The sequence below is a fragment of the Exiguobacterium sp. A1_3_1 genome, assembly GCF_048985645.1.
Classification (GTDB): domain Bacteria; phylum Bacillota; class Bacilli; order Exiguobacteriales; family Exiguobacteriaceae; genus Exiguobacterium_A; species Exiguobacterium_A indicum.
In genome coordinates this window covers 1-4082 of sequence record NZ_WBYY01000230.1, presented here as the reverse complement: position 1 = coordinate 4082, position 4082 = coordinate 1, and the positions used below count along the sequence as shown (strand labels likewise).

Genomic DNA, 4082 nt, shown 5'->3' with positions numbered 1-4082 from the left:
GAGATGTGTATAAGAGACAGAGGTATCACTGACTTGATCGCCGTACCTGGTCTGATCAACCTCGACTTCGCCGATGTGAAGACGATCATGACGGAAAAAGGTTCTGCTTTAATGGGTGTCGGTGTCGCGACAGGCGAACACCGCGCGACGGAAGCAGCGAAAAAAGCGATTTCGAGTCCGTTGCTTGAGACCTCGATCGAAGGCGCGAAAGGTGTTCTGATGAACATCACAGGTAGTGCGAACCTTAGCTTGTACGAAGTGACGGAAGCCGCACAAATCGTTCAGAGTGCAGCTGATGAGGAAGTCAACTTGATCTTTGGTTCTGTCATCAACGATAACCTAGAAGATGAAATCATCGTTACAGTCATCGCGACGGAATTCGAAAACGAACCACTCGATTTCGAAATTCCATCCGCTCAAGAAATGATGAAGAATTTATTGAAGAAAAAACAAGCGACTCCACCACCAACAGAGGAGTCAAAACCACAAGTCGAAGAGACACCTGTCAGCTCGAATCCCGAACCGGCTAAAGAGCCAGATGTCGAAGAAACGATGGACATCCCATCTTTCCTTCGCCGGAATAATCGTTGATCGATGTTCCAGTGACACGACTGCTAAACGATGAGGTGTCGCGAAAGCGGCGCCTCTTTTTTTAAAATCAAAGGAGGCATGAACATGTTTGGACAATGGATCAAATGGGATACACCGACAGGTACAGTACGTGCCGCCTTTACGACGAAGTTCGCTGCCCCTCATGAAAACGGAAATTTAGGGTTACATGTCAACGATGATCGCGACGGTGTCATCCAGAATCGACAAGTCATCGCACGTCAGCTTGATCTCTCCCTCGAGAACTCGATTTGGGCACAGCAAGTTCACGGAAATCACGTCGAACAGGTGACGACACTTGACTCCGGGCGCGGTGCTTTGGATTACGAAACAGCGATTTCGGGTACAGATGGATTGGTGACGACCGATTCGAATGTCTTATTGATGATGCTCTTCGCTGACTGTGTGCCGCTTGTCTTCTGTGATCCGACGACAGGAATCATCGCGAATACGCATGCCGGCTGGCGCGGAACCGTTGGCAATATCGTCGAGGAAACAGTCAAGCAAATGGAACGTGCGGGTGCGAGTCGTTCATCGATTCAAATGGTCATTGGTCCATCGATCCGTGATTGTTGTTACGAAGTCGATCAACCGGTCATCGATGCAATCGATGCGCTTGAACTCGATGAGTCTCCTTACATACGCAAGGAAGATGGAAAAGCGATGTTATCGCTACAAAAAACGAATGCTGCGCTAGCTGAGCGTTGTGGAGTCGGTGATGTCCTTGACTCAGGTCTATGTACACACTGTCAGGCGGAAGATTACTTCTCTTATCGCCACGGTGACCACGGTGGGCGCTTTGCAAGTTTGATCGTAAAGGAGTCATTGGATGTCAATTCTTGATAATGTACAAGAAGTTACAAAACGAATGGAACAAGCGAGTGAAAAGAGTTCTTCTGAAAAGCAGGTACAGTTGATTGGTGTGACGAAATCAGTCTCAAGTCAAGTTGCTTCTGAATTATTAGCAGCTGGCGTGACCCATCTCGGAGAAAATCGTCCGGACGGATTGCTTGAAAAACAGGCAGAGCTCGGACGAACTGCTTGTACGTGGCACTTCATTGGTACACTACAAACGCGTAAAGTTCGTCAAATCATCGATGCCATTGACGTGTTGCATTCCCTTGACCGTCTTCATTTGGCGGAAGAGATCAATAAACGAACAGACCGAATCATTGATTGTTTCATCCAAGTCAACGTTTCTGGGGAAGAATCGAAGCAAGGCATCGCGCCTGAGGATGTACCATCGTTCTTACACGAAATCGGTCAATATCCCGCGATTCGTGTCATCGGACTGATGACGATGGCACCGTTGACGGAAGATACGGCGCGTATCCGTGAGGTATTCCGGTCATTAAAAACATTGCAAGAAGAGGTCAAGGCGAAAAAATTGTCGTATGCTCCATGTACGGAGTTATCTATGGGAATGTCATCGGATTTTGAAATCGCCATCGAAGAAGGGGCGACGTTCGTCCGAATCGGGACGACGCTCGTTCACACCTAAACGAGAAGAAGGGAGAATGGATATGGGTTTTAAATCAAAAATGCAAAATCTATTTCTCGGCAACAGCGACGATTTAGATGAACTTGAATATGAAAATGATGCTACAATAAATAAAGGTAGAGGTGCTTCACAACAAGAGTATGAAGAGTATTACGAGGAATCTACCCCAAGTGTTACTCAAAAGGAGGACAGCGTGAGACAATCGAATATCGTGCCGCTTCATGCGACGAAAAAAACGAAATCGCAAGTCATCTTGAGTGAACCACGTGTCTTCAACGAAGCCCAGGAAATCGGGGAACATCTTCGTCAGAACCGTGCTGTCATCGTCAATATGCAGCGTATGTCAAAAGATCAATCACGACAGATGATTAATTTCTTATCTGGTGTCGTCTTCGCTCTCGATGGAACGATTACGACGATCAGTCAGAATACCCTCCTCTGTGTTCCGAACAACGTCGAGTTAGCTGGTAGCATCTCGAATCTTCTTGGAGAAGATGATATTAATCATAAGGGGTGGTAAGTATGGATTCTCAAGTGATGTACGCAATTGGTCGTACATTAAGTACGTTGTTACAGTATTACAGTTACGTCATGATCGTTTATATCCTGCTTTCGTGGTTCCCGAATGCCCGTGATTCTAAATTCGGACAAGTGCTCGCGATGTTGGTCGAGCCATTCCTAGCGCCCTTCCGTCGTATCATCCCGCCTATCGGGGGCATGCTGGATATCTCGCCGATTGTAGCCTTCCTCGTCTTGAACTTGGCTCAATCGGGTATCCGAGCAATCTTTTTAGTATGAGCGTATATGATCATTATCGTGGAAGCGAGCGGGAATTCGTCGACTCAGTCTTGAACTGGATCGATCATGTGGAAGCGACCTATACGTTCAAATTAACGGATTTCCTAGATCCACGTGAACAACAAATCACACAAGAACTCGTCGGTTCGAAATGCGCCCTCTTTTTTGAGGGCGGTTTCGAAGGCGCTGAACGTAAACGGGCAATCCTCGCACCAGATTATTATGAATACAACGCGGATGACTTTGACATTTCCATCTATCGCATTCATTATCCTACTAAATTCGTTGAACTTTCTCATCGTCAAGTCACCGGTACATTATTGAACGTCGGATTGAAACGAGCCAAATTCGGCGACGTCATCATTCAGGATCAAGTACAGTTTGCCGTCGCGGACGAAGTCGCGACCTATATCGAAGCAAACGTCGAACGAGCAGGGAAGACGAAGATTCGTCTTTCGCGCGTAGACGCAGAAGATCGCTTGAAAGTGAAGGATCAAGAGTGGGAAGAGACACTTGGGTTTGTCAGCTCACTTCGGTTCGATACGGTCGTGAGTGAAATTCTAGGCTTCTCACGTCAAAAAGCACAGGCGCTCATTAAACAGGGTGAGAGTAAAGTGAATTATAAAGTAGTGGATGATTCGAGCTTCATGCTAGAAGAAGGCGACTTACTTTCCTTGCGTGGAACAGGACGCGTCAAGTTGATTGCAATCCTCGGATCAACGAAACGTGATCGAATCAAACTACAATACGGTATTTTAAAAGGATAAGATAAATGCGGAGGAGGAATTCATCATGCCATTAACGCCACTCGATATTCATAATAAGGAGTTCACACGAAAGTTTCGCGGCTATGACGAAGATGAAGTGAACGAATTCCTAGATCAAGTCATCAAGGATTTTGAATTGTTGTTACGTGAGAACCGTCAACAACAAGAAGTCATCCAAAACATGCAAGCGCGTGTCGACTACTTCAGTTCGATGGAAGAAACGTTGAATAAATCGATCATCGTTGCACAGGAAGCGGCTGAAGAAGTCAAAGCCAATGCTTCAAAAGAAGCGAGCTTGATCCTAAAGCAAGCAGAACGTGAAGCAGAGCAGTTGCAAGATGCGGCGCAACGCCGGGCACAACGGACAGACTTCGAAGTCTGTCTCTTATACACATCTCCGAGCCCAC

7 protein-coding genes are annotated in these 4082 nt (G+C 46.6%); all 7 read left to right on the top strand.

Features of this window, described 5'->3' with window-relative positions; all coding sequences use genetic code 11:
• The coding region (locus tag F8N00_RS16735) for a cell division protein FtsZ (protein ID WP_421018622.1) at positions 1–591 on the top strand (591 nt) is incomplete at its 5' end.
• A gap of 84 nt (positions 592–675) precedes the next feature.
• A complete protein-coding gene (gene pgeF, locus F8N00_RS16730; protein ID WP_421018621.1) occupies positions 676–1452 on the top strand; it encodes a peptidoglycan editing factor PgeF in 777 nt (258 codons plus the stop codon).
• The gene (locus tag F8N00_RS16725) at positions 1439–2110 is read left to right on the top strand and encodes a YggS family pyridoxal phosphate-dependent enzyme (protein ID WP_023468798.1); all 672 of its coding nucleotides are present in this window, start codon (positions 1439–1441) and stop codon (positions 2108–2110) included. Before pgeF ends, F8N00_RS16725 begins: the two co-directional genes overlap by 14 nt.
• Before the next feature lie 193 nt (positions 2111–2303).
• The gene (locus tag F8N00_RS16720) at positions 2304–2630 is read left to right on the top strand and encodes a cell division protein SepF (RefSeq protein ID WP_231496839.1); all 327 of its coding nucleotides are present in this window, start codon (positions 2304–2306) and stop codon (positions 2628–2630) included.
• Positions 2631–2632: 2 nt separating this feature from the next.
• Positions 2633–2908 (top strand): YggT family protein, encoded by a 276-nt coding sequence (locus tag F8N00_RS16715; RefSeq protein WP_023468796.1) that lies wholly within the window; start codon positions 2633–2635, stop codon positions 2906–2908.
• Positions 2905–3675, top strand: coding sequence for an RNA-binding protein (locus F8N00_RS16710; RefSeq protein ID WP_023468795.1), 771 nt, complete (start codon positions 2905–2907; stop codon positions 3673–3675). The genes F8N00_RS16715 and F8N00_RS16710 overlap by 4 nt, the downstream gene beginning before the upstream one ends.
• Before the next feature lie 25 nt (positions 3676–3700).
• Positions 3701–4082 (top strand): DivIVA domain-containing protein (locus F8N00_RS16705; protein WP_421018620.1); only part of this gene is annotated, 382 nt, incomplete at its 3' end.